Origin of the sequence: Variovorax soli, assembly GCF_031454625.1 — a bacterium.
GTDB classification, from domain to species: Bacteria; Pseudomonadota; Gammaproteobacteria; order Burkholderiales; family Burkholderiaceae_C; genus Variovorax; species Variovorax soli_A.
In genome coordinates this window covers 62,976-85,390 of the sequence record NZ_JAVDRF010000006.1, presented here as the reverse complement: position 1 = coordinate 85,390, position 22,415 = coordinate 62,976, and the positions used below count along the sequence as shown (strand labels likewise).

The window sequence follows — 22,415 nt, the reverse complement described above, 5'->3', positions numbered from 1 at the left end:
ACGCCCGCCCCCATCGAGAACCGAGGGCGGGCTTCTTGTTTTGAGGGACTTGGAGGGGTATGGAAAAACGCGTTCTTTTCCGGTCGGCATGGCTGCCGTGGCTGCTGATCGCGCCGCAGATGGCAGTGATCCTGGTGTTCTTCTTCTGGCCGGCCAGCCAGGCCATCTGGCAATCGATGCAGTCGGAAGACGCATTCGGCACCTCCACCGCCTTCGTCGGACTGGAAAACTTCCAGACCCTGTTCGATGACCCCGCCTACATCGAGTCCTTCAAGGTCACGGCGCTGTTCTCGGCGCTCGTGGCGGGCATCGGCATCGCGCTGTCGTTGATGCTGGCCATCTTTGCCGATCGCATCTTGCGAGGCGGCCTGGTCTACAAGACCTTCCTGATCATTCCCTACGCCGTGGCACCGGCCATTGCGGGCGTGCTGTGGGTCTTCATGTTCTCGCCCAGCATCGGGGTGGTGTCGTATTTCCTGCGCTACCTGGGAATCGACTGGAACCACCTGCTCAATTCCAACCAGGCGCTCACGCTGATCGTGGTGGCCGCCGTGTGGAAGCAGATCTCCTACAACTTCCTGTTCTTCCTGGCCGGCCTGCAGTCCATTCCCAAGGCACTGATCGAGGCCGCCGCCATCGACGGCGCCGGGCCGCTGCGCCGCTTCTTCACCATCCAGTTTCCGCTGTTGTCGCCCACCACCTTCTTCCTGCTGGTGATCAACGTGGTGTACGCCTTCTTCGACACCTTCGCGATCGTGCATGCGACGACCGAAGGCGGGCCGGGACGCGACACCGCGATCCTGGTCTACAAGGTCTGGCACGACGGCTTCAAGGCGCTGGACCTGGGCGGTTCAGCCGCGCAGTCGGTGGTGCTGATGGCGATCGTCGTCGTGCTGACGGTGATCCAGTTCCGCTACGTCGAAAAGAAGGTCCAGTACTGATGGCTGCCTCCTGCCCCGCTTCTTCTCCCGCTTTTTCACGGAGGCAGCGCCATGGTTGAACGCCGACCCGGCCTCACCCTCCTGTCGCACGTGGTGCTCATCCTGGGCATCGCCATCGTGGCCTTTCCCATCTACCTGGCCTTCGTCGCGTCCACCCACACGCGCGAGGAGATCCTGCGGGTCCCCATGCCGATCGTGCCGGGCACCCACATGCTCGAGAACTACAAGGCGGCCCTGCTGGGTGCCGACACCCAGGGTGCACGTGTGGTGGTGGGTCGCATGATGTGGATCAGCCTGGTCACGGCGCTGGTCATCAGCATCGGCAAGATCGCGATCTCGCTGCTGTCGGCCTTCGCCATCGTGTACTTCCGCTTTCCGTTCAAGAAGATCGTCTTCTGGCTGATCTTCGTGACCTTGATGCTGCCGGTGGAGGTGCGCATCCTGCCCACCTACAAAGTGCTGGCGGACCTCGGCATGCTCAACACCTATGCGGGGCTGACGATTCCGCTGATCGCCTCCGCGACCGCCACCTTCCTGTTCCGGCAGTTCTTCCTCTCCGTGCCCGACGAGCTGGTGGAAGCGGCCCGCATGGACGGCGCAGGGCCGATGCGCTTCTTCAAGGACATCCTGGTGCCGCTGTCGCAGACGTCCATTGCGGCACTGTTCGTGATCCAGTTCATCTACGGCTGGAACCAGTATTTGTGGCCGCTCCTGGCCACCACTACCGAAGACATGTACCCGGTGGTGATCGGCATCAAGCGAATGATCGCCTCAGGCGATGCCGCGGTCGACTGGAACCTGGTGATGGCGACCGCCATCCTGGCGCTGGTGCCACCGGCCATCGTGGTGGTGCTGATGCAGCGCTGGTTCGTCAAGGGCCTGGTGGATACCGAGAAATAACAAACGAGCAAACGACGCAATGGCTGCCATCTCTCTTCGCAACGTCATCAAGCGCTACGGCCACGGCGCCAAGGCCAACCAGGTCATCCACGGCGTCTCGGCCGACGTCAAGGACGGCGAGTTCGTCGTCATCGTCGGGCCCTCGGGCTGCGGCAAGTCGACGCTTCTGCGCATGGTCGCCGGCCTGGAAGAAATCAGCGCCGGCGAGATCGCCATCGGCAACCGCGTGGTGAACAACATCGAGCCGGCCCAGCGCGACATCGCAATGGTGTTCCAGAACTACGCGCTCTATCCGCACATGTCGAACTTCGACAACATGGCCTACGGGCTCAAAATCGCGAAGGTGCCGAAGGAAGAGATCAAGGCGCGCGTCGACAAGGCGGCCAAGATCCTCGAGCTCGGCCACCTGCTGCAGCGCAAGCCGCGCGAACTCTCCGGCGGCCAGCGCCAGCGCGTGGCGATGGGCCGCGCGATCGTCCGGCAGCCGCAGGTCTTCCTGTTCGACGAGCCGCTCTCCAACCTCGATGCGAAGCTGCGTGCCCAGACCCGGCTCGAAATCCAGAAGCTGCACCGCGAACTCGGCATCACCTCGCTCTTCGTCACGCACGACCAGGTCGAGGCCATGACGCTCGCGCAGCGCATCATCGTGATGAACGCGGGCGTCATGGACCAGTTCGGCACACCCGAGGAGGTGTACGCCCGTCCTGCCACCACCTTCGTCGCCAGCTTCATCGGTTCGCCGCCGATGAACCTGCTCAGGCACGCGCCCGGCGTGCGACCGGGGATGATCCTCGGAATCCGCCCGGAGCATCTCACGCTCGACGCCAATGGCTGGTCGGTGCAGGTCGAGTACGTCGAGCTGCTGGGCGCCGAGCGGCTGATCTACGGCCGCGTCGGCGACGAGCAGCTGGTGGTGCGCGCCGACGAAGGCCTGGCGGCGCCGGTGGCCGGAGACACGGTGAAGATCGCGGCACGGCAGGACAAGCTGCACTGGTTCGACGCCGGTTCGGGCAAGCGCGCCGCATGAAGCACTGGCCCTATCCCTTCTGGATCGCGCATCGCGGCGCCGGCAGACTGGCGCCGGAAAACACCCTGGCCGCCTTTCGCCTGGGCGCCGCGCACGGCTACCGCATGATCGAGTGCGACGTCAAGCTCAGCGCCGACGGCGTGCCCTTCCTGCTGCACGACAGCACCCTCGAACGCACCAGCAATGGCCATGGCATTGCGGGCGAGCAGCCGTGGAGCGCGCTCGCCCAGCTCGATGCCGGCGCCTGGCACTCGCGCGGCTACGCCGGCGAGCCGCTGCCCACACTCGAAGCGGTGGTCCGCTTCTGCCTGGCCAACCGTCTTCTGCTCGACATCGAGATCAAGCCCACGCCCGGCGTCGAGCGGCGCACCGGCGAGATCGTCGCGGAGCAGGTGGCCAGGCTCTGGACGGCCACGGATCTCGCACCGCCCTTGCTCACCTCCTTCTCCACCGAGTCGCTCGAAGGCGCACGCGCGGCCCAGCCCGGGCTGCCGCGCGGGCTGCTGCTCGACGCCCTGCGGGAGGGCTGGCTCGCGGCCGCGCAGGGCCTGGACTGCGCGTCGATCATCTGCAACTACGCGCTGTGGAACGCCGACGCCGTGGACCGCGTGCATGCCGCCGGAATGCGCGCGCTGAGCTACACCGTCAACGACGAAGCGGTGGCGTCCTGGCTGTCCGGCCTGGGCACCGACGGGATCGTCACCGACCGCGTCGACCGCTTCCCCGCCTGAGACGCGGTGAGCGAACCTGCGGGCGCCCGTACCCGCGGCAGCGCCCTTCTATGATCGGCCCATGAGCTGGATGCCCCGCCTCGCGGCCCTGCTGCTGGCCGCTGTCCTCGGCAGCGCCGTCTTCGCGCAAGGCGCCGCTGCCCCGCCGGAAGCAACGGTGGCCGAGCTGCGAAGCCGCCTCGACGCCATGCCCGCCTCGGTCGAGAGCAACGCCGAGGTGCGCGATCTTCTTGCCCGCCTCAATGCCATCGGCGCCGAGGCCGACAAGTTCGTCGCCTCGCGCACCACCCAGCTCAACGACCTCAATGCGCGCCTGGGCGAACTGGGCAACCCGCCGGCTGCCGGCGCGCCGCCCGAAGACCCGGACATCACCCGCCAGCGCGCCGCCCTGCTGAAGGAACGCAACGCGCTCGACGCAGACATCCGGCTGGCGCGCCTGATCACGGTCGATGCACAGCAGCGCGGCAGCGATCTGCTCGCCAAGCGCCGCAAGCTGTTCGAGGCCCAGCTCACCGAGCGCGCCCCTTCGCCGCTGGGCCGCCAGTTCTGGTTCGACATCAGCGACGCCTGGCCCGCCGACGTGGAGCGCCTGGCGAGCCTGGGCGAGGAGCTGCGCGCCGGCCTGGACACCGCACTGGAACCGGCGCATCGCATGTCGGTGTTGGCCAGCCTGGCCGCGGCGCTGCTGCTCGCACTCCTGGGCAACTGGGCGGCCGAGCACGGCCTGGTGCGGCTTGCCGCACGCGTGCTGCCGGCCGGCAGGCTGCGCCGCTCGCTGCTGGTGATCGCGGTAGTGGGCGTCAACGTGGTGCTGATCGCGCTGGCGGCGCAGGGCGTGTTCGCGACGCTCGACCGCCACGGCATCCTCGGGCCGCAGATCCGCAAGCTGGGCCAGGCGGTGGTGCAGTCCATCATCTTCATCGCCTTTGTGGTAGGGCTCGGCCGGGCGCTGCTTTCCAACAGGCGGCCGTCCTGGCGCCTTCCGCCGATTCCCAACTCGATGGCCCGGCGCCTCGCGCCCTTTCCGTGGCTCACCGCACTGATCGCGGTGCTGGTCTGGGTCCCGAGTCAGATCAATGCGATCGTGGACGCCAGCTTCGCGGCGGTGGTCACCACCCACGTGGTCACGGCGCTGGCCCTGACGGCGCTGATCGGCACGATGCTGCTGCGCCTGCACGAACCGGCCGGCGCCCTGCCCGCCGATGCCGCGGGCACCGAGGGGGTCGAGCCGCCTGCCGCCGAGCCCGAGCGCCCGCTGTGGATCAGCTTCCTGCTGAGCGCCGTGGCGCTGGCGGTGATCGTGATCTGGGTGCTGGTGGCCATCGGCTATGTCGCGCTCGCCAGCTTCCTGGCCAACCAGCTGACCTGGACCGGCATCGTCGCCTCGGCCTTCTACCTGCTCTTCAAGTTCGCCGACGACCTGTTCATGGCCACGGTGGCCTCGAAGAGCGATCTCGGCCAGAAACTGCAGAAGAGCTTCGGCTTCGCGCCGCGCACCCTGGACCAGGCGGCCGTGGCGCTCTCGGGCCTGGCCCGGGTGGCGCTCTTCTTCTACATGCTGATCGCGCTGGCCACGCCGCTGGGCACCAGCCCGGGCGAAGTATTCCAGCGCAGCGGCCAGTTCGGCACCGGCTTCAAGATCGGCGAATTCCAGCTGGTGCCCGGCGCCATCTTCACCGCGGTCGCGGTGCTGGCGGTCGGCTTCATCGTGCTGCGGGTCTTCAAGAAGTGGCTGGAAGCGCGCTACCTGCCCGAGACCGCGCTCGAACCCGGCATGCAGAGCTCGATCACGACGCTGCTCGGCTACGTGGGCGGCATCGTGGTGATCGCGGTGGCCATGTCGGCGCTGGGCATCGGCATCGAACGCATCGCCTGGGTCGCCAGCGCGCTGTCGGTGGGCATCGGGTTCGGCCTGCAGGCGATCGTGCAGAACTTCATCTCGGGGCTGATCCTGCTGGCCGAGCAGCCGGTCAAGGTCGGTGACTGGGTGGTGCTGGGCACGACCGAGGGCGATGTGCGGCGCATCAACGTGCGTGCGACCGAGATCCAGCTGGCCGACCGCTCCACGCTGATCGTGCCGAACTCGGAGTTCATCACCAAGACCGTGCGCAACATGACCCTCACCAATGCCGAGGGCCGCCTCCTGATCCGCCTGCCGATGCCGCTGTTCACCGACGCCAAGCGCACGCGCGAGCTGATGCTGTCGGCCTGCGCCGACCACGGCGGCGTGCTGGTCGCGCCGGCGCCCTCGGTCACGCTCGAGGGCATCGAGAACGGCATGCTCATCTTCCAGGCCATCGCCTTCGTGCAGAGCCCGCGCCTGGCCGGCGGCGTGCGCAGCGACGTGCTGTTCACGATGCTGGAGCGCTTCAAGGAGGCCGGGCTGCCGCTGGCGGCGCCGACCGGGGTGGTGTCGCAAAGCGAACCGCCGGCATCGCCAGCCCCGGCGCCGCCGACGCCGCCGCTCACGCAGTGAGGCCGACTCACCCGCGCCAGCCGCGCAGCAGCCACCACTGCGCGCTGCCGCAGACCACCACCAGCGCGGCATAGCTCGCCATGCGCCCATCGCGGCCGAACCAGGCCAGGCCGGTGACCAGCACGACCAGCCCGGCCGCGAAGGTGACCCCTACCTGCACCCAGAAGCCGACCGCCGCGCTGCGCCTGTGCAGGGCAACGCGGGACAGCAGGGCGAGCAGGAGGGCCACGAAGAAGGCCGGCGCCGCGAAGTTGAGCAGGTGGAACAGCAGGTCGAGCGCGGACATGAAAGGCAAGAATGCGGCAGTCCAGGGTCATCCCTGAGGCGGGCGACTGCTGCCGGTCGCGGATTTTATAATCCAGGGTTATGTCAGTCTGGGCTCTCGGCTTGAACCACACGACCGCGCCGCTGGATCTGCGCGGTCGCTTCGCGTTCGCCATCGACCAGATCGCACCCACGCTGCAGAGCCTGCGCAGCTCCTTCGGCGCCAACCGGCATCCCGATGTCGAAGCGGCGATCATCTCGACCTGCAACCGCACCGAAATCTACTGCGCCGCCGACCACCTGGCCCTCGATCACACGGTCGAATGGCTGGCCCAGAGCGGCGGCGTGGCACCGGCCTTGCTGCGTTCCCACGCCTATTCCCTGCACGACGACGATGCAGCGCGCCACGCCTTCCGGGTCGCCAGCGGGCTCGATTCGATGGTGCTGGGCGAGGCCCAGATCCTGGGCCAGATGAAAGACGCCGTGCGCGCTGCCGAGACCGCCGGCGCGCTCGGCAGCACGCTGAACCAGCTGTTCCAGCGCTCCTTCGCGGTCGCCAAGGAAGTGCGCACCGCCACCGAGATCGGCGCGCATTCCATCAGCATGGCCGCCGCCGGGGTGCGCTTGGCGGCCCAGCTGTTCGAGGACCTGAAGCAGACGCGCGTGCTCTTCGTGGGCGCGGGCGAGATGATCGACCTGGCGGTGACGCACTTCGCGGCCAAGGAGCCCACGTCCATCGTCATCGCCAACCGCACGCTGGAGCGCGGCGAGAAGCTGGCCTCGCGCTTCGGCGGCGAGGCGATGCGGCTGGCGGACTTGCCGGCGCGCCTGGCGGAATTCGACATCGTCGTGAGCTGCACCGCCAGCACGCTGCCGCTGATCGGGCTGGGTGCGGTCGAACGCGCGCTCAAGCTGCGCAAGCACCGCCCCATGTTCATGCTCGACCTTGCCGTACCGCGCGACATCGAGCCCCAGGTGAAGGCGCTGGAGGACATCTATCTCTACACCGTCGACGACCTGGAAGGGGTGGTCCGGCAAGGCCATGCCAGCCGCCAGGCCGCGGTGGCCGAGGCCGAGGTGATCATCGATGCCGGCGTGCGCAGCTTCATGCACTGGCTGGACCAGCGCGGCAGCGTGCCGCTGATCCAGCAGCTCAATGCCCAGACCGACGAGTGGCGCGCCATGGAGCTCGCCCGCGCGCGCAAGCTGCTGGCCAAGGGCGAGCCCGTCGAGGCGGTGCTGGAGGCGCTGTCGCGCGGGCTCACGCAGAAGATGCTGCATGGCGCCATGGCCGAGCTGCACGCAGGCGACGTGACGGCCCGCGAGCACATGGCGCAGGCCATCTCGCGGCTGTTCCTGCGCAAAGAGCGTTAGCGACGCTGTCCTGACGCCGGCCACCCGATGCCGGACAGCCGAGCGCAGAAGACGCAAAGGTCTTGTACAGGGCGCAAGAAAGCCTTCCGAGCATCTTCCTTGTCTCCTCTGCGTCTTCTGCGGAACCTTTGAGCCCTCTGGCTTCGGTACCCGCCCCGAATTCGAAGACCTTCCAGTGAAACCCTTCCTCCGTCACCAGCTCGAGCGCTATGCGCAACGTCTCGGCGAACTCGACTTCCTGCTTTCGCGCGAGGACATCATGTCGGACATGACCCAGTACCGCAGCATCTCGCGCGAGCATGCCGAAGTGACGCAGGTGGCGGGCCGCTACCAGCGCTACCTGCAGCGCGAGTCGGACCTGGCGGCGGCGCGCGAGATGCTGGACGACCCGGACATGGCCGAGATGGCGCGCGAAGAGATCGCCGGCGCCGAGGCCGAGCTGGCCTCGCTCGAGGACGAGCTGCAGCGCCTGCTGCTGCCGAAGGACCCGGAGGACGCGCGCAACGCCTTCCTCGAGATCCGCGCCGGCACCGGCGGGGACGAATCGGCGCTGTTCGCCGGCGACCTGCTGCGCATGTACACGCGCCATGCCGAGCGCGCCGGCTGGCGCTGCGAGATCGTCAGCGCCAGCGAGAGCGAGCTGGGCGGCTTCAAGGAAGTGGTGGTGCGAGTGGTCGGAGACGAGGTCTTCGGAAGGTTGCGCTTCGAGTCCGGCGGCCACCGGGTGCAGCGCGTGCCCGCGACCGAGACCCAGGGCCGCATCCACACCAGCGCCTGCACGGTGGCCGTGCTGGCCGAGCCGGACGAGGCCCAGGCGGTGCAGATCAACCCGGCCGACCTGCGCATCGACACCTACCGCGCCAGCGGCGCCGGTGGCCAGCACATCAACAAGACCGACTCGGCGGTGCGCATCACCCACATCCCGACCGGCATCGTGGCCGAGTGCCAGGACGATCGCAGCCAGCACCGCAACAAGGCCAAGGCCCTGCAGGTGCTGTCGGCCCGCATCCAGGAGAAGGAGCGCAGCGAGCGCGCCGCCAAGGATGCGGCGCTGCGCAAGGGCCTGATCGGCAGCGGGGACCGCAGCGACCGCATCCGAACCTACAACTTCCCCCAGGGGCGGCTCACCGACCATCGCATCAACCTCACGCTCTACAAGCTGCAGGCGATCATGGAAGGCGACCTGCGCGAGGTGCTGGACGCCCTGCGCGCGGCGCGCGAGGCCGAGCAGCTGGCCGAGCTGGAAGCCAGCCTGCCGGCATGAAGCCCGAGGACGGCCAGCCGCCCTCGAACGCGGCGCAGATGCTCGCCGCAGCGGCCGCGCTGGGCGTGGAGCGGCTCGACGCCCAGTTGTTGCTGCTGCACGTGCTCGGCCGGCGCTCGATCGAGCGCGCCTGGCTGCTCGCGCACGACACCGACGCCCTGGCCGATGCCGTTTGGCCGGCCTTCGCCCGCCTGTGCGCGCGGCGCGTGGCGGGCGAGCCCGTGGCCTACCTGGTGGGCGAGAAGGAATTCCACGGACTCGGCCTTCGGGTCGACGCCCGCGTGCTGGTGCCTCGGCCCGACACCGAGACCCTGGTCGAGTGGGCGCTGCACTGCCTGCTGGGCCGAACGGCGCCCACGGTGCTCGATCTGGGCACCGGCAGCGGCGCCATCGCGCTTGCGGTCCGGCATGCCCGCCCCGACGCGCAGGTCACGGCGGTCGACCGCAGCGCCGACGCCCTGGCGGTGGCTCGCGCCAATGCGCAGCAGCTGGGGCTGACCGTCCGATTCGCCGAGGCCGACTGGCTGGAAGGCGCGAGAACGGACCTGGACCTGATCGTTTCCAACCCGCCCTACGTCGCCGCCGGCGACCCGCATCTCGCCGCCCTGCGCCACGAGCCCCTGGGCGCACTGGTGTCCGGCAAGGACGGCCTGGACGACATCCGCCGCATCGTGGAGGCCGCGCCCGTGCATCTGCGCGAGGGCGGCTGGCTGCTGCTCGAGCACGGGTACGACCAGGCGCCGGCGGTGCGCGCCCTGCTGGCGCGCCGCGGCTTCCTCGAGGTGCAAAGCCGCGACGACCTGGCAGGCATCGCGCGTTGCTCGGGCGGGATCTGGCGCGCGGTGAAATAATCCGCCCAACTCATTTTTTGGAGAGGCCCATGTCCGAAGTCCAGCAGCGCATCGACGATCTCGTCAAGACCAATGAGCTCGTGCTTTTCATGAAGGGCAACGCCAGCTTTCCGATGTGCGGCTTTTCGGGCCGCGCGATCCAGATCCTCAAGGCGGTGGGCGTCGACACCCGCACCCTGAAGACCGTCAATGTGCTCGAGGACGAGGGCATCCGCCAGGGCATCAAGGAATACAGCAACTGGCCGACGATCCCGCAGCTCTACGTCAAGGGCGAGTTCGTCGGCGGCTCGGACATCCTGATGGAGATGTACGAATCGGGCGAGCTCCAGCAGATGCTCAACGGCAGCCCCGCCTGAGTCCCTCCCCCGCTGCGCCGTAATGAGCCACGATCACGCCGATCACGGCCACGCGGACGACACCCCCGCCTGGAAGCACGACGGCGTGCGGGTGATCCCCGGCAACCAGCTCGACACCCACACCGCGCAGACGCCGGGCATGAACCGGGCGGCGGCCATCAACTTCGCGCGCGTCGGCGCGCGGAAGCTCTGGGCCGGCACGGTAACCATCCACCCGGATGCGAAGACCGGCGCGCATCACCACGGCCACCTCGAATCCGTGATCTACGTGGTGCGCGGGCGCGCCCGCATGCGCTGGGGCGAGCACCTCGAGTTCACCGCGGAGGCCGGCCCGGGCGACTTCATCTACGTGCCGCCGTACGTGCCGCACCAGGAAATCAACGCGAGCCCGACCGAAGCGCTCGAGTGCGTGCTGTGCCGCAGCGACGGAGAGGCCGTGGCCATCAATCTCGACATCGAGCCGGTCGAGAAGCCGGAGTCGGTACTCTGGGTCGACCCGACCCATCCGGAAGGCGGCGTTTGAGAGCTTCTTTCAAAAGCCTGCGAAGCGAGAAAACATAGACAAGCGCCGACACCGGGCACGGCTTATGCTGTGCCAAAGTGCTCGATCGGAGGTCTACATGGATTCCCGCCCGTCCCACGACCTGGTCCCCACGTCCACGTCGTCCTTCCAGCTGCCGGTGGCGCATCTGCGCAGCGTGTTCCGCACGCACGATGTCGAGCGCAAGCTCGCCAAGCTCCCGGAACGCGATCACGAACACCTGCGGACCACCTACGAGCGCATGCTCGAACGCGGCCCCGACCGCTTCCAGGTCAAGCCCAGCGGCGTGCCCGAGATGGCCGGGCTCTACGCCGAGCTGCCCAACTTCACCGAGGTACTCGACGACGTGCGTCGCCATGTCGCGCTGGCGCAGGACAGCCGCGATGGCCTGGAGGTCACGCCCATGCTCCTGCTGGGCCCGCCCGGCATCGGCAAGACCCATTTCGCCAAGCGGCTGGCCGAGCTGCTGGGCACCGGCATGTCGCTGGTGCCCATGAGCTCGATGACCGCCGGCTGGCTGCTCTCGGGCGCGTCCTCGCAGTGGAAGGGCGCCAAGCCAGGCAAGGTGTTCGAGGCCCTGGTCGACGGCCAGTACGCCAACCCGGTGATGGTGATCGACGAAATCGACAAGGCCGGGGCCGACGTGCAGTACGACCCGCTGGGCGCGCTCTACAGCCTGCTGGAGCACGACACCGCGCACGCCTTCGTCGACGAATTCGCCGAGGTGCCGATCGACGCCAGCCAGGTGATCTGGGTGACGACGGCGAACGACGTTCGCGGCATTCCCGAGCCGATCCTCAACCGGATGAACGTGTTCGAGATCGACGCGCCCTCGCCCGAGGCGGCGCGGCAGATCGCGCGCCAGCTCTATGCCTCGATCCGCGGGGCGCACGACTGGGGCCGCCGGCTGGCCGAGGAGCCTTCGGCCGACGTTCTCGACCACCTCGCCACGCTGGCGCCGCGCGAGATGCGGCGCGCGCTCATGACCGGCTTCGGCAATGCACGCCTGGACGGGCGCGACGAGGTACGCGTCGAGGACCTTCCGCGCACCGGCCCCGGCCGCAGCAGGATCGGCTTCGTGCAGTAGCGCAAACCGGGCGAGACCGGTGGCGGCAGGGCCTGGTGCTGCGCATGGCACCATGTCGGTGTTCTCGACCGACCCATGACGCTGACCCAAAGCCTCCTCATCATTGCCATCCTGATCGCCACCAGCGCGTTCTTCTCCCTGGCGGAAATTTCCCTGGCTGCCTCGCGCCGCCTGCGGCTGCGGCAGATGGCCGACGAGGGCGATGCGCGCGCGGAGCGCGTGCTGCGCATCCAGGAGCAGCCGGGCCATTACTTCACCGTCGTCCAGATCGGGCTCAATGCGGTGGCGATCCTCGGCGGCGTGGTCGGCGAAGGATCGCTCAGCCCGTACTTCGCGCGGCTCTTCGAGCTCTGGTTCACCGTCGAGACGGCGCAGACCGCCGCCTTCCTGGCTTCGTTCGTGACCATCATCGCGGTCTTCCTGGTGTTCGCCGACCTGTTCCCCAAACGGCTGGGCATGAACGATCCGGAGCGCCTGGCCATGCGCATGGTCGGGCCGATGCAACTGCTGATCACCGTGCTGAAGCCGCTGGTCTGGCTTTTCACGCAATGCACCGACCTGCTCTTCAAGTTGCTGGGCATGCCCATGCAGCGCGACGACAAGATCACCTCGGCCGACATCCTCGCCATGACCGAGGCCGGCGCGCGCGCCGGCGTGCTGGCCCTGCGCGAGCAGCAGGTGATCGCCAATGTGTTCGAGCTCGACACGCGCCTGGTGAGCAGCGTGATGACTTCGCGCGACCGCATCGCCTGGTTCCAGAAAGACGACCCCGAGGCGGTGCTGCGCGCCCGCATCGTGGCCGAGCCCTTCTCGGCCTATCCGGTGTGCGAGGGCGACATCGACCACGTGCTGGGCTACGTGGACGCCAAGGACATGTTCCAGCGCGTGCTCAGCGGCCAGCCCCTGGCCTTCGGCCAGGGCCTGCCGCTGCACAAGGCGCTGATCATTCCCGACCGGCTCTCGCTCACCGAGGTGCTGGAGCAGTTCCAGCAGGCGCACGAGGACTTCGCGATCATCGTCAACGAGTACGCGCTGGTCGTTGGCGTGATCACGCTCAACGACGTCATGAGCACGGTGATGGGCGACCTGGTCGGCGTTCAGGACGAGGAGCAGCAGATCGTCCGCCGCGACGAGAACTCGTGGCTGATCGATGGCGTCACGCCGATCCAGGACGTGCAGCGCGCCCTCGACATCGATGAGCTGCCGCACGCCGACGAGTACGAGACACTGGCCGGGTTCTTGATGGTGATGCTGCGCCGCGTGCCGAAGCGCACCGACAGCGTGAGCTGGGGCGGCTTCACCTTCGAGGTGATGGACGTGGACAGCCACCGCATCGACCAGGTGATGGTCACGCGCGGCGGCGCCGTGGCGGCCACGCCGGCGGCCGGAGCCTAGCCTCGGTCGTCGCGCCGGTCGTTGAAGGCCCAGAGCCGCTGGTTGGCGAACACCGCGTTCGGATAAGGCGCCCGGCCGCGGCTGCCGTTGTAGCGGCCCAGCGTCATGAACAGATCGCCGGCCTCGCGATCGAGGTAGTGGCGCAGGATCACGCAGCCGAAGCGCAGGTTGGTCTGCATCCGGAAAAGCGTGGATGAGTCGCCGTCGCCGATCACCCGCGTCCAGAAGGGCATCACTTGCATGAGGCCGCGCGCACCTGCGCTCGACACGGCGAACTTGCGGAAGTTGCTTTCGACCTGGACAAGACCGAGCACCAGGCTGACTTCCAGGCCTGCGCGCTTGCTCTCGTACCACGCGGTCTGAAGAAATTCGATGCGCTCCTGGTGCCCTGGAATCTTCTTCTTCAGGCGCTCGCTCATTTCACCCAGCCAGCGCAGATAGGCGAGACGCGAGTCGGTGTCGCTGAACTCGGGCTTCGGTGGAGCACTGCTCCGGATCGCCGCACTCAGGGCATTGCGCACCGAGTCGATCAACGGCTCCTCGATCTGCGCACCGGCATGGGCCGTGCGCGGGAGCAGCGCGAGCGGCAGCGTTCCGGCGGCGGCGCCCGCCAGCAGGCACGAGCGCCGGGACAGGGTCACAAGACAGCCTTCGCGCTGCGCGCTGCGGTGCTGTTCGGCTTGGCAACGGGCCGGCGTCTCATGCAGCCAGCTTGCCCTTGATGAAAGCCGCGACCTCGGCCACCGGCACCTTGGTCGCCGCCGTGTCCCGGCGGTGCTGGTACTCGAGCTGTCCTTCCTTGATCCCGCGGTCGGAGATGACCACGCGATGCGGGACGCCGATCAGTTCCCAGTCGGCGAACATGGCGCCGGGCCGCTCGCCGCGGTCGTCGAGCAGCACGTCGACGCCGGCGGCCAGCAACTCGCCGTGGAGCGCCTCGGCCGCTTCCCGGACGTCCGCGCTGCGGTCCATGCCGATCGGGCACAGCACCACGGTGAAGGGGGCGATGGCATCGGGCCAGATGATCCCGCGCTCGTCGTTGTTCTGCTCGATCGCGGCCGCCGGGAGGCGCGTGATGCCGATGCCGTAGCAGCCCATCTCGAGGAACTGCGGCTTGCCGGCCTCGTCGAGGAAGGTGGCGTTCATCGGCTTGCTGTACTTGGTGCCGAGCACGAACACGTGGCCGATCTCGATGCCGCGCTCGATGGCCAGCACGCCTTTTCCGTCGGGCGAGAGGTCGCCGGCCACCACGTTGCGGAGGTCCGCCACCAGCTCGGGTTCAGGCAGGTCGCGGCCCCAGTTCACGCCGGTCATGTGGAAGTCGATCTCGTTGGCGCCGGTGATCCAGTCGGCCATCACCGCCACCTCGCGATCGGCCACCAGCTTCACGGGCCGCTTCAGGCCGAGCGGGCCGAGGTAGCCGGGCTGGCAGCCGAAATGCTCGTCGATCTCGGCGTTGGTCGCGAAGCGGAAACCCTGGTCGAGCCCCGGCACCTTGCTCACCTTGATCTCGTTCATGTCGTGGTCGCCGCGCACCAGCAGGAGCCAGACTTGCGAGCTCTCGACCTGGCCGTCGGCGCCCAGCTTGTCGGTGGCCAGCACCAGCGACTTGACGGTAGTTGAGAGCGGCACGCCCAGCAGCTCGGCCACCTCCTCGCAGGTGGCCTTGCCGGGCGTGGGGGTCTTGGCCAGCGCCTGGGTGGGGACGGGCCGGGCGCCGGCCGGTGCCAGTGCCTCGGCCTTCTCCATGTTGGCGGCGTAGTCGCTCTCGGGGCAGTAGACGATCGCGTCCTCGCCGGTGGCCGCGATCACCTGGAATTCCTGGCTCACGTCGCCACCGATCGCACCGCTGTCCGCGGCCACCGCACGGTAGCGCAGGCCGAAGCGGTCGAAGATCCTGCGGTAGGCGTCCGCCATGATCTTGTAGCTGGCCTTGGCGCTCTCCAGGTCGCGGTCGAAGCTGTAGGCGTCCTTCATGATGAACTCGCGCCCGCGCATCAGTCCGAAGCGCGGACGGCGCTCGTCGCGGAACTTGGTCTGGATCTGGTAGAGGTTCCGGGGCAGCTGCTTGTAGCTGCGGATCTCCTGGCGGGCAATGTCGGTGACGACCTCCTCGCTGGTGGGCTGCACGACGAAGCTGCGCTCGTGCCGGTCCTTGATGCGCAACAGCTCGGGGCCGTAGCCCTGGAAGCGGCCGCTCTCCTCCCACAGCTCGGCCGGCTGGACCACCGGCATGGTGAGCTCGACGGCGCCGGCGCGGTTCATCTCCTCGCGCACGATGGCCTCGACCTTGCGGATCACGCGCAGCCCCATGGGCATGTACGTGTAGATGCCGGTGCCCAGCTTCTTGATCATGCCGGCGCGCATCATGAGCCGATGGCTCGCGACCTCGGCGTCGGCCGGTGCTTCCTTGAGGGTGGAGATAAAAAATCGGGAAGCTTTCATCGGTCGAGAAAAGGAATCCAGGTAGGGGGAGGAACGCGCGGCGGCGGCCCGGAACCGGTCGCTTTGCCGAGGGCGACCCGGCATGCATAATCGACTCAGTTCAAAAAATTGGGGTTTGATTATGCTCGACCGCGACGGCTTCAGGCCCAACGTCGGCATCATCCTGCTCAACCAGAAGAACCAGGTTTTCTGGGGCAAGCGCATCCGGACCCATTCCTGGCAGTTCCCGCAAGGCGGCATCGATCGCGGCGAGAGTCCCGAACAGGCCATGTTCCGGGAGCTGCACGAAGAAGTCGGACTCCAGCCGGAGCATGTGCGCATCGTGGCCCGTACCCGCGACTGGTTGCGCTACGAGGTGCCGGACCGGTTCATCCGCCGTGACGCACGGGGCCACTACAAGGGCCAGAAGCAGATCTGGTACCTGCTGCAGCTGACCGGCCACGACTGGGACCTCAACCTTCGCGCCACCGACCACCCCGAATTCGACGCCTGGCGCTGGCACGACTACTGGGTCCCGCTGGACGTGGTCGTCGAATTCAAGCGCGGCGTCTACGAAATGGCGCTGACCGAACTGGCCCGCTACCTGCCCCGGCAGGACTTTCGCAACCGTTTCCTGCGCAGCAACGTGCGCGCTCGCGAGTTCGAGCGCCATCCGTCCGGCGCAGGCCATGAAACCAACTTCGAATTGCCTCCCGGGGCGAGCTTCGACCCGAACCCCAATGCCTCTCACACCGCGCCCGACCCGTCTTCGACCAACGACCCTCTTCATGCGCCGCGCTAGGCCGGCGCTCGTGCTGGCGCTCGTGGGCGCACTGGCCGCCTGCGGCTCTACCCCCAGGGACACGGACAATCCCGACTGGGCGCAGGCCGGCATGCCGCCGGCGCCCAAGGTGACTGCCCAGGCCGACGAATGGAAGGAGGCCGAAGTGCCCCCGGCTCCCGCCTTCAGTGAAAGCCGGCTGATCCCGATCGAGATGCCGCCCTATTCGACGCTCAAGTTCGGCGTCGACCCGGCCACCCTCAGCGTGACGGGCGATGGCGTGGTCCGCTACGTGGTGGTGGCCAGCAGCAAGACCGGCGGCGGCACCAATGCCTTTTACGAAGGGATCCGCTGCGCCTCGGAGGAGGTCAAGCAGTACGCCCGCTACACCCAGGGAGCCTGGCAGATCGCGAAGACGGCGGAATGGAAGCGCTTCGACAACGCACGCTATGCCAAGGAGCTGGCGCTGCAGGGCGTCTGTCGCGGCCATGCGCCCCGCGCCTCGGTGCAAGAGATGCTCCAGCAGATGAAGAACCCGCTGCGCGAGCTCCCTTGAGAAGCTAAGACTTCAGCCGGGCATCAGGACCATGTTGTCCCGGTGCACCATCTCCGGCTCAGCCGCGTAGCCCAGCAGGCGCTCGAACTCGCCCGATGGCTTGCGGCACAGCAGCCGCGCCTCGGCGCTGGAATAGTTGGCCAGCCCGCGCGCCAGCTCGAGGCCCGCGGTGTCCCGCACGGCGATGACGTCGCCCCGCGAGAATTCGCCCTCGACGCTCGTCATGCCGATCGGCAAAAGGCTCTTGCCCTCGCCCCGCACCTTGGCAGCGGCACCGGCGTCCACGGTGACCGAGCCGCGCAGCTGCAAGTGGTCGGCCATCCAGCGCTTGCGCGCCTGGTGCTTGGCAGTCTGCGCCACGAGCAGGGTGCCGATGGACTCGCCTCGCGTCAGGCGCAGCAGGGCGTCGTGCTCGCGTCCCCAGGCGATGACGGTGGATGCGCCCGAGCCCGCAGCCCGCTTCGCGGCCAGGATCTTGGTGATCATGCCGCCGCGGCCGATGCTGCTGCCCGCACCGCCGGCCATGGCTTCCAGCGCGGGATCGCCCGCGGCAGCTTCGTCCACGAAGCGCGCGTCCGGATCCTTGCGCGGATCGGCGGTGTAGAGGCCCTTCTGGTCGGTCAGGATCACCAGCGCATCGGCCTCCACCAGGTTGGCGACCAGCGCGCCCAGCGTGTCGTTGTCGCCGAACTTGATCTCGTCGTTGACCACCGTGTCGTTCTCGTTGATGACCGGCACCACGCCTAGGGCGAGCAGGGTCACCAGCGTCGAGCGGGCGTTCAGGTAGCGCTCGCGATCGGCCAGGTCCGCATGCGTGAGCAGCACCTGCGCGCTGCCCAGGCCGTTCTCGCGCAGCTTGGTCTCGTAGATCTGGGCCAGACCCATCTGCCCGACGGCGGCCGCGGCCTGCAGCTCGTGGACCTCGTGCGGGCGCGTGCGCCAGCCCAGCCTCTTCATGCCCTCCGCGATGGCGCCGCTGGACACCATCACGACCTCGCGGCCATCGCGCACCAGGGCCGCGAGCTGGCGGCACCACTCCCCGATGGCCTGGTCGTCCAGGCCCCGGCCCTCGTTGGTGACCAGACTGGAACCCACCTTGACCACGAGGCGGCGGGCATCGCGCAGAACGGGAGAGGCAGTCATCGGCGTGGAGCTCATGTCAGGCGAAACGTGGATCGATCTCGGCGGGAGGCTGCTCGGCCACCTGCTGCGCCTTGACGTGCTGATAGACCGACTGCACCAAGGGTTCGCAGCCTTCACGGGTCAACGCGGAAATTTCGAACACGGGGCCCTTGAAGCGCAGGCGCTTGACGAAGTCCTTCACCTTTGCGGCCCGCTCTTCGACCGGAATCATGTCCAGCTTGTTGAGCACGAGCCAGCGCGGCTTCTCGTAAAGCGCCGGGTCGTACTTCTTCAGCTCGCCGACGATGGCCTTGGCCTGCGCCACCGGATCGGTATCGTCGAAAGGCGCGAGGTCCACCACGTGCAGCAGCAGCCGCGTGCGCTGAAGATGGCGCAGGAACTGGTGGCCCAGGCCGGCGCCCTCGGAGGCGCCTTCGATCAGGCCCGGCAGGTCGGCGATCACGAAACTCTGCTCCGGCCCCACGCGCACCACGCCCAGGTTCGGATGCAGCGTGGTGAAGGGATAGTCTGCGATGCGCGGGCGCGCATTGGAGACCGCACTGATGAGGGTGGACTTGCCCGCATTGGGCATGCCCAGCAGGCCGACGTCGGCCAGCACCTTGAGCTCGAGCTTGAGGCTTTTGCGCTCGCCGGCCCAACCCGGCGTCTTCTGGCGCGGCGCGCGGTTGATGGCGCTCTTGAAGCGCAGGTTGCCGAAGCCGCCGTCGCCACCCTTGGCGATGATGGTGACCTCGCCGGGCTTGAGCAGCTCGAACAGCACCTCGCCGGTCTCGGCGTCGCTGATGATGGTGCCCACCGGCATCTTGAGCGTGATGTCGTCGCCCGCCGCGCCGAACATGTCCGAGCCCATGCCGTGCTGGCCGCGCTTGGCCTGGTGGCGGCGCGAAAAGCGGAAGTCCACCAGCGTGTTCAGGTTGGGGTCCGCCACCGCGAAGACATGGCCGCCGCGGCCGCCGTCGCCGCCGTCCGGGCCGCCGAATTCCTTGTACTTCTCATGGCGGAACGACACACAGCCGTTGCCGCCATCGCCGGCGGCGATGTCGATGAAGGCTTCGTCGACGAACTTCATGAGATGTCCAGTTTACAAATGAAGAAGCCCCGGCAAAGCGGGGCTTCGAGCGGATCGAAGTGACGGGCTCAGGCCGGCGTCACGTTGACCGTGTGCTTGTTGAGCGCGCCCTTGGTGCCGAAGGACACGTGGCCGTCCACCAGGGCGAACAGCGTGTGGTCCTTGCCCACGCCGACGTTGGCGCCGGGGTGGAACTGGGTGCCGCGCTGGCGCACGATGATCGAGCCTGCGCTGATCAGTTCGCCGCCGAAAGCCTTCACGCCGAGCATCTTGGGCTTGGAATCGCGCCCGTTTCGCGTTGAGCCGCCGCCTTTTTTCTGTGCCATGGTGTCAGCTCCTTAGCCGGCGATCGCGCCGATTTGCAGTTCGGTGAACTGCTGGCGATGGCCTTGACGTTTCTGATAGTGCTTGCGACGGCGCATCTTGAAGATGCGGACCTTGTCGTGCTTGCCGTGAGACAGCACGGTGGCCATGACCGTTGCGCCGGACACCAGGGGCGTACCAACCTTGAGAGCGCTGCCGTCGCCGACTGCGAGCACCTGGTCGATCACGATTTCCTGGCCTACGTCCGCAGCAATCTGTTCTACTTTAATTTTCTCGCCGGAAGCAACGCGATACTGCTTGCCGCCGGTTTTTATGACCGCGTACATGTAAACCTCTTGAGGAAGATGGCTCCGCGGCGAATTCCGCAGAGCCCAAGATTCTAGCACGCAGGGCGGTTTCCGCCATCCCTGCCGCTCCGAGAGGCCGCTCGGAAGGCCCTCCTCCCTATAATCTGCGCGTTCCGGCCCCGGCCGGCCGTTCGTTCTCCCCAAGCAGCGCACGAGCGCCCCCGCCTTGTCAGTTCCCCCCGCCGATAACTCCCCCGCCGCCGCCGTGCTCAGCCTGATCGCCGAGGACATGGCCGAGGTCGATCTCGTGATCGCCCGCCGCCTCGACACCGGCGTTCCACTGGTGCGCCAGGTGTCGCAGTACATCATCTCGGCCGGTGGCAAGCGGCTGCGGCCGGCGCTGCTGCTGCTCATGGCGGGTGCACTCGGCTACCGCGGTACGCAGCGCTTCAACCTCGCGGCCGTGGTGGAGTTCATCCATACCGCAACCCTGCTGCACGACGACGTGGTCGACGAATCCACGCTAAGGCGCGGCCGCCCCACCGCCAACGAGTCCTTCGGCAACCCCGCCAGCGTGCTGGTGGGCGACTTTCTTTATTCGCGCGCCTTCCAGATGATGCTGGATGCCCACGACATCCGAGTCATGGAAATCCTGGCCGAGGCGACCAACGTGATCGCCGAGGGCGAGGTGCTGCAGCTGATGAACATGCACGATGCCTCGCTGGACGAGGAGGCCTATCTCCGCGTGATCCGCTCGAAGACAGCCAAGCTGTTCGAGGCCAGCACGCGCCTGGCCGCAGTGCTCGCCGGTGCCTCGCCGGAAACGGAAGAAGCCTGTGCCGCGTACGGCCAGGCCCTTGGCACCGCTTTCCAGGTGGTCGATGACGTGCTCGACTACGCCGGCAATGCCAGCGAGACCGGCAAGAACGTCGGCGACGACCTTCGCGAAGGCAAGACCACCCTGCCGTTGATCCTTGCCATGCAGCGCGGCACGGCGGCACAGAGCGATCTCATTCGCGCCGCCATCGAGGCCGGCGATACGACGCAGCTGTCGCAGATCGTCGCCATCGTGCGCGAAACCGGCGCGCTCGATGCCACGCGCGCCGCCGCCGCGGCCGAGGCGCAGCGCGCGATCGATGCGCTTGCCGCCTTCCCCGCGAATTCGCACTCCGCGGGTTTGCTACAATTGGCGGCTCAGTTGCTTGAGCGGCGCGCCTGACACCTCACGACAGTGGGCCACAAAGGTCGAATCTCTTTTCTCGCAACCATCGGGGTGTAGCTTAGCCTGGTAGAGCGCTACGTTCGGGACGTAGAGGCCGGAGGTTCGAATCCTCTCACCCCGACCAGATTGATTGCCGAGCCCGCCATCCGCGCGGGACTTCGGCAAAGGCAGCGGAGTCGCAGTTGCGTCGAACCGAGACTCCCGCCCAGCATGACGAACGTCTCCTTTTTCAGCAGATTTGGAGCGCCCATGTGCCGAAACATCAAGACCCTGTTCAATTTCGAACCGCCTGCGACCGATGAGGAAATACGGTCCGCCTCGCTGCAGTTCGTGCGCAAGCTCAGCGGTTTCAACCACCCGTCGAAGCTCAACCAGGAGGCTTTCCAGCGCGCCGTGGAAGACGTCGCGAGTGCGGCACGGGTGCTGATCGATTCGCTGGTGACCACGGCCGATCCGCGCGACCGCGAAATCGAAGCCGAGCGCGCGCGGGCCAAGTCGGCGAACCGGTTCGCAACGCAGCCCTACCGGCCCTTGAAGGCAGACGTATGAGTTGTTCTGCCGTCGAGTGAACACCACGAAAAAGGCCCGACCCATGACCCTCCCTTCCCCCCGGGCTGTCCAGCAAATCCTGGACCCTCTCTTCCCCGGTCTCATGGGGGTTCGCCTGGTCACGCTCGAGCCGGAACGCGTGGTCGCGGAGCTGGTCGTGCGCCCCGATCTCTGCACCGCCGGCGGCATCCTGCACGGCGGCGCCTACATGGCTTTCGCCGACACGCTCGGTGCCGTCGGCACCGTCATCAACATGCCGCAGGGCAAGCGGACGACGACCACCGACTCCAGCACCAAGTTCATCGGCGGTGCGCGCGTCGACACCACGGTCACCGGGGAGTGCGTCGCACTCCACCGGGGACGGACCACCATGGTGTGGCAAACCACCATTCGTTCGGACGAAGGCAAGCTGTGCGCCGTCGTCACGCAAACGCAGCTGATCCTGGATTAGCAGATCCGGTCTGCCACAGCGGAAACGCGCGCGGCGTTTTCGATCCTCAGTAGCGATACGGATTGTCGGGTCGCCTGTCGTAGCGGTTGGGCACGCCGTCGTTGTCACGGTCGCGGTCGTAGCGGTTGGGCACGCCGTCTCGATCGCGGTCGGCGTAGCCGGCGCGCGGCGGCGGTCGGCCGCTGTCGTAGGGTACGGCCACGCAACCAGCCAGGGCGGCGCAAGCGGCAAGCAGGGCGATAAGTGTTTTCATCCGTTCTCCTTGGTACACGTGGTGCATCCACGATGCCCGGCCTGCGCCAGCCGCCAACCGGCACGCGGGCCCGTTCGAAAGTAGGTCCGGACCGCTTTCGTGTGCCCGTCGTGGATGATTTGGGCAGCGCTGCTTGCAGGGCCGCGTCC

Annotated in this window: 25 protein-coding genes and 1 tRNA gene; 18 read left to right on the top strand and 8 right to left on the bottom strand. The window is 67.6% G+C overall.

The annotated features are described in order from the left end of the window. Positions 1-59: 59 nt before the first annotated feature. The 5 genes from ugpA to J2739_RS15570 all read left to right on the top strand — a co-directional run bounded on the left by ugpA (position 60) and on the right by J2739_RS15570 (position 6,075). On the top strand, positions 60-941 hold the full coding sequence (gene ugpA, locus J2739_RS15590) for a sn-glycerol-3-phosphate ABC transporter permease UgpA (protein WP_309903201.1): 882 nt from the start codon (positions 60-62) through the stop codon (positions 939-941). Between the two features lie 51 nt (positions 942-992). Further along, positions 993-1,841: a sn-glycerol-3-phosphate ABC transporter permease UgpE gene (gene ugpE / locus J2739_RS15585; protein WP_309903200.1), complete on the top strand. Its 849-nt coding sequence runs from the start codon at positions 993-995 to the stop codon at positions 1,839-1,841. 19 nt (positions 1,842-1,860) lie between these two features. Further along, positions 1,861-2,868, top strand: a complete 1,008-nt coding sequence (ugpC, locus tag J2739_RS15580; protein ID WP_309903198.1) for a sn-glycerol-3-phosphate ABC transporter ATP-binding protein UgpC — start codon at positions 1,861-1,863, stop codon at positions 2,866-2,868. Then, complete coding sequence (gene ugpQ / locus J2739_RS15575; RefSeq protein ID WP_309903196.1) at positions 2,865-3,599, top strand: glycerophosphodiester phosphodiesterase; 735 nt, start codon at positions 2,865-2,867, stop codon at positions 3,597-3,599. Before ugpC ends, ugpQ begins: the two co-directional genes overlap by 4 nt. Positions 3,600-3,660: 61 nt before the next feature. Beyond that, positions 3,661-6,075: a DUF3772 domain-containing protein gene (locus tag J2739_RS15570; protein WP_309903194.1), complete on the top strand. Its 2,415-nt coding sequence runs from the start codon at positions 3,661-3,663 to the stop codon at positions 6,073-6,075. Positions 6,076-6,082: 7 nt separating this feature from the next. Here the strand turns inward: J2739_RS15570 and J2739_RS15565 are convergent, their stop codons facing one another. Next, on the bottom strand, positions 6,083-6,361 hold the full coding sequence (locus tag J2739_RS15565; RefSeq protein WP_309903192.1) for a hypothetical protein: 279 nt from the start codon (positions 6,359-6,361) through the stop codon (positions 6,083-6,085). Positions 6,362-6,441: 80 nt separating this feature from the next. Between J2739_RS15565 and hemA the strand changes: the two genes are divergently transcribed. The 7 genes from hemA (at position 6,442) to paeA (ending at position 13,207) form a co-directional block, all read left to right on the top strand. Then, positions 6,442-7,713: a glutamyl-tRNA reductase gene (hemA, locus tag J2739_RS15560; protein WP_309903190.1), complete on the top strand. Its 1,272-nt coding sequence runs from the start codon at positions 6,442-6,444 to the stop codon at positions 7,711-7,713. Between the two features lie 175 nt (positions 7,714-7,888). Beyond that, positions 7,889-8,977 (top strand): peptide chain release factor 1, encoded by a 1,089-nt coding sequence (gene prfA, locus J2739_RS15555; protein ID WP_309903188.1) that lies wholly within the window; start codon positions 7,889-7,891, stop codon positions 8,975-8,977. Continuing rightward, positions 8,974-9,828 (top strand): peptide chain release factor N(5)-glutamine methyltransferase, encoded by an 855-nt coding sequence (prmC, locus tag J2739_RS15550; RefSeq protein ID WP_309903185.1) that lies wholly within the window; start codon positions 8,974-8,976, stop codon positions 9,826-9,828. Before prfA ends, prmC begins: the two co-directional genes overlap by 4 nt. A gap of 29 nt (positions 9,829-9,857) precedes the next feature. Next, the gene (gene grxD / locus J2739_RS15545; RefSeq protein ID WP_309903183.1) at positions 9,858-10,184 is read left to right on the top strand and encodes a Grx4 family monothiol glutaredoxin; all 327 of its coding nucleotides are present in this window, start codon (positions 9,858-9,860) and stop codon (positions 10,182-10,184) included. Between the two features lie 22 nt (positions 10,185-10,206). Continuing rightward, a complete protein-coding gene (locus J2739_RS15540) occupies positions 10,207-10,707 on the top strand; it encodes a cupin domain-containing protein (RefSeq protein WP_309903180.1) in 501 nt (166 codons plus the stop codon). A gap of 97 nt (positions 10,708-10,804) precedes the next feature. Then, positions 10,805-11,812 carry an AAA family ATPase gene (locus tag J2739_RS15535; RefSeq protein WP_309903178.1) on the top strand — a complete coding sequence of 336 codons (1,008 nt, stop codon included), beginning with the start codon at positions 10,805-10,807 and terminating at the stop codon, positions 11,810-11,812. 75 nt (positions 11,813-11,887) lie between these two features. Further along, complete coding sequence (gene paeA / locus J2739_RS15530) at positions 11,888-13,207, top strand: polyamine export protein PaeA (RefSeq protein WP_309903176.1); 1,320 nt, start codon at positions 11,888-11,890, stop codon at positions 13,205-13,207. Here the strand turns inward: paeA and J2739_RS15525 are convergent. Further along, positions 13,204-13,848, bottom strand: coding sequence for a lytic transglycosylase domain-containing protein (locus tag J2739_RS15525; protein ID WP_405053895.1), 645 nt, complete (start codon positions 13,846-13,848; stop codon positions 13,204-13,206). The two genes, paeA and J2739_RS15525, sit on opposite strands and share 4 nt — an antisense overlap. Positions 13,849-13,906: 58 nt before the next feature. Further along, on the bottom strand, positions 13,907-15,652 hold the full coding sequence (locus J2739_RS15520; protein WP_309903174.1) for a proline--tRNA ligase: 1,746 nt from the start codon (positions 15,650-15,652) through the stop codon (positions 13,907-13,909). A gap of 121 nt (positions 15,653-15,773) precedes the next feature. On the opposite strand from J2739_RS15520, the gene J2739_RS15515 reads away from it, so the two are divergent. Both J2739_RS15515 and J2739_RS15510 read left to right on the top strand, forming a co-directional pair. Next, on the top strand, positions 15,774-16,433 hold the full coding sequence (locus tag J2739_RS15515; RefSeq protein ID WP_309903617.1) for an RNA pyrophosphohydrolase: 660 nt from the start codon (positions 15,774-15,776) through the stop codon (positions 16,431-16,433). Then, a complete protein-coding gene (locus J2739_RS15510; protein ID WP_309903172.1) occupies positions 16,420-16,968 on the top strand; it encodes a CNP1-like family protein in 549 nt (182 codons plus the stop codon). The genes J2739_RS15515 and J2739_RS15510 overlap by 14 nt, the downstream gene beginning before the upstream one ends. Before the next feature lie 12 nt (positions 16,969-16,980). Here the strand turns inward: J2739_RS15510 and proB are convergent, their stop codons facing one another. The 4 genes from proB to rplU all read right to left on the bottom strand — a co-directional run bounded on the left by proB (position 16,981) and on the right by rplU (position 19,830). Then, positions 16,981-18,111 carry a glutamate 5-kinase gene (proB, locus tag J2739_RS15505; RefSeq protein ID WP_309903616.1) on the bottom strand — a complete coding sequence of 377 codons (1,131 nt, stop codon included), beginning with the start codon at positions 18,109-18,111 and terminating at the stop codon, positions 16,981-16,983. A gap of 16 nt (positions 18,112-18,127) precedes the next feature. Then, entirely contained in the window at positions 18,128-19,180 is a 1,053-nt protein-coding gene (gene cgtA / locus J2739_RS15500) for an Obg family GTPase CgtA (protein WP_309903170.1), read from the bottom strand. A gap of 68 nt (positions 19,181-19,248) precedes the next feature. Further along, positions 19,249-19,506 (bottom strand): 50S ribosomal protein L27, encoded by a 258-nt coding sequence (rpmA, locus tag J2739_RS15495; RefSeq protein WP_309903168.1) that lies wholly within the window; start codon positions 19,504-19,506, stop codon positions 19,249-19,251. A 12-nt stretch (positions 19,507-19,518) separates the two neighbouring features. Next, positions 19,519-19,830, bottom strand: a complete 312-nt coding sequence (gene rplU, locus J2739_RS15490; protein WP_309903166.1) for a 50S ribosomal protein L21 — start codon at positions 19,828-19,830, stop codon at positions 19,519-19,521. Between the two features lie 187 nt (positions 19,831-20,017). Between rplU and J2739_RS15485 the strand changes: the two genes are divergently transcribed. The 4 genes from J2739_RS15485 to J2739_RS15470 all read left to right on the top strand — a co-directional run bounded on the left by J2739_RS15485 (position 20,018) and on the right by J2739_RS15470 (position 22,013). After that, positions 20,018-21,010, top strand: a complete 993-nt coding sequence (locus J2739_RS15485; protein ID WP_309903164.1) for a polyprenyl synthetase family protein — start codon at positions 20,018-20,020, stop codon at positions 21,008-21,010. 50 nt (positions 21,011-21,060) lie between these two features. Continuing rightward, positions 21,061-21,137, top strand: a tRNA-Pro gene (locus J2739_RS15480). 125 nt (positions 21,138-21,262) lie between these two features. Then, positions 21,263-21,562: a DUF2277 domain-containing protein gene (locus tag J2739_RS15475; protein ID WP_309903162.1), complete on the top strand. Its 300-nt coding sequence runs from the start codon at positions 21,263-21,265 to the stop codon at positions 21,560-21,562. A gap of 43 nt (positions 21,563-21,605) precedes the next feature. Then, positions 21,606-22,013, top strand: coding sequence for a PaaI family thioesterase (locus J2739_RS15470; RefSeq protein ID WP_309903160.1), 408 nt, complete (start codon positions 21,606-21,608; stop codon positions 22,011-22,013). A 46-nt stretch (positions 22,014-22,059) separates the two neighbouring features. On the opposite strand, the gene J2739_RS15465 is transcribed toward J2739_RS15470, so the two are convergent. After that, entirely contained in the window at positions 22,060-22,266 is a 207-nt protein-coding gene (locus J2739_RS15465) for a hypothetical protein (protein ID WP_309903158.1), read from the bottom strand. Positions 22,267-22,415: the final 149 nt, after the last annotated feature.

Bases quoted from the DNA above. Each gene is read 5' to 3' on its own strand.
- ugpA (WP_309903201.1), top strand. From the start codon at position 60: ATGGAAAAACGCGTTCTTTTCCGGTCGGCATGGCTGCCGTGGCTGCTG.
- ugpE (WP_309903200.1), top strand. From the start codon at position 993: ATGGTTGAACGCCGACCCGGCCTCACCCTCCTGTCGCACGTGGTGCTC.
- ugpC (WP_309903198.1), top strand. From the start codon at position 1,861: ATGGCTGCCATCTCTCTTCGCAACGTCATCAAGCGCTACGGCCACGGC.
- ugpQ (WP_309903196.1), top strand. From the start codon at position 2,865: ATGAAGCACTGGCCCTATCCCTTCTGGATCGCGCATCGCGGCGCCGGC.
- J2739_RS15570 (WP_309903194.1), top strand. From the start codon at position 3,661: ATGAGCTGGATGCCCCGCCTCGCGGCCCTGCTGCTGGCCGCTGTCCTC.
- J2739_RS15565 (WP_309903192.1), bottom strand. From the start codon at position 6,361: ATGTCCGCGCTCGACCTGCTGTTCCACCTGCTCAACTTCGCGGCGCCG.
- hemA (WP_309903190.1), top strand. From the start codon at position 6,442: ATGTCAGTCTGGGCTCTCGGCTTGAACCACACGACCGCGCCGCTGGAT.
- prmC (WP_309903185.1), top strand. From the start codon at position 8,974: ATGAAGCCCGAGGACGGCCAGCCGCCCTCGAACGCGGCGCAGATGCTC.
- grxD (WP_309903183.1), top strand. From the start codon at position 9,858: ATGTCCGAAGTCCAGCAGCGCATCGACGATCTCGTCAAGACCAATGAG.
- J2739_RS15540 (WP_309903180.1), top strand. From the start codon at position 10,207: ATGAGCCACGATCACGCCGATCACGGCCACGCGGACGACACCCCCGCC.
- J2739_RS15535 (WP_309903178.1), top strand. From the start codon at position 10,805: ATGGATTCCCGCCCGTCCCACGACCTGGTCCCCACGTCCACGTCGTCC.
- paeA (WP_309903176.1), top strand. From the start codon at position 11,888: ATGACGCTGACCCAAAGCCTCCTCATCATTGCCATCCTGATCGCCACC.
- J2739_RS15520 (WP_309903174.1), bottom strand. From the start codon at position 15,652: ATGAAAGCTTCCCGATTTTTTATCTCCACCCTCAAGGAAGCACCGGCC.
- J2739_RS15515 (WP_309903617.1), top strand. From the start codon at position 15,774: ATGCTCGACCGCGACGGCTTCAGGCCCAACGTCGGCATCATCCTGCTC.
- J2739_RS15510 (WP_309903172.1), top strand. From the start codon at position 16,420: ATGCGCCGCGCTAGGCCGGCGCTCGTGCTGGCGCTCGTGGGCGCACTG.
- proB (WP_309903616.1), bottom strand. From the start codon at position 18,111: ATGACTGCCTCTCCCGTTCTGCGCGATGCCCGCCGCCTCGTGGTCAAG.
- cgtA (WP_309903170.1), bottom strand. From the start codon at position 19,180: ATGAAGTTCGTCGACGAAGCCTTCATCGACATCGCCGCCGGCGATGGC.
- rpmA (WP_309903168.1), bottom strand. From the start codon at position 19,506: ATGGCACAGAAAAAAGGCGGCGGCTCAACGCGAAACGGGCGCGATTCC.
- rplU (WP_309903166.1), bottom strand. From the start codon at position 19,830: ATGTACGCGGTCATAAAAACCGGCGGCAAGCAGTATCGCGTTGCTTCC.
- J2739_RS15475 (WP_309903162.1), top strand. From the start codon at position 21,263: ATGTGCCGAAACATCAAGACCCTGTTCAATTTCGAACCGCCTGCGACC.
- J2739_RS15470 (WP_309903160.1), top strand. From the start codon at position 21,606: ATGACCCTCCCTTCCCCCCGGGCTGTCCAGCAAATCCTGGACCCTCTC.
- J2739_RS15465 (WP_309903158.1), bottom strand. From the start codon at position 22,266: ATGAAAACACTTATCGCCCTGCTTGCCGCTTGCGCCGCCCTGGCTGGT.